This is a genomic window from Rhodomicrobium udaipurense JA643 (genome assembly GCF_000636015.1).
Taxonomy (GTDB): Bacteria; Pseudomonadota; Alphaproteobacteria; order Rhizobiales; family Rhodomicrobiaceae; genus Rhodomicrobium; species Rhodomicrobium udaipurense.
In genome coordinates, this window is record NZ_JFZJ01000256.1 from 1 (window position 1) to 534 (window position 534).

Sequence of the window (534 nt, forward strand, 5' to 3'; positions counted from 1 at the left end):
ATGAGTGCCGCGTCGCCACGCTCGCGCACGGCGGCGATCATGGAGCGAACCGCGTCCTGCACATCATGCGGCTGGTCGCGCCGTCCCTGCACAAGAGCATCGAACCGCTGCTGAAAATCAGGTTCCGTCGAACGCAAGAAGAGTGTCAAGAAAGTCGTCCCGTCTCTTTCGAGCGCCGTCCGTTTGTGCTGACGCTCACGATGTTGTTATCGATGCCGTTTGTCCGCCGTGAGGCGAAGCTGCGACCAAGCCTTGAAACGAACCGAGGCGCCCGACGGCTCCCGCCGGATGCGCCCGCCTAGCCTGAATCCCGCACCAGTTCGGCAGTGGGTGATCCCGGCTCTGCATCGCCCAAGGCATGCTCTGGCTTTATAGCGGTTTTCCACGCCGCGCCAAGGTCGCGCATTTCCGCCTCGATGCACTCGACATGGAGGCGAAGCGCGCCACCCCCCGCGAAGTAGAGCGTGATAAATCCGCCCGGCGGCTCGGATTCTTCGTATGTCACGGCGAGAAGCTCGGCGAATTCCGTTGTCT

At 62.5% G+C, this 534-nt stretch carries 1 protein-coding gene; it reads right to left on the reverse strand.

Annotated elements, in window-relative coordinates; genetic code table 11:
- Nucleotides 1-298: 298 nt before the first annotated feature.
- The coding region (locus T281_RS17225) for a DUF2948 family protein (RefSeq protein WP_037242688.1) at nt 299-534 on the reverse strand (236 nt) is incomplete at its 5' end.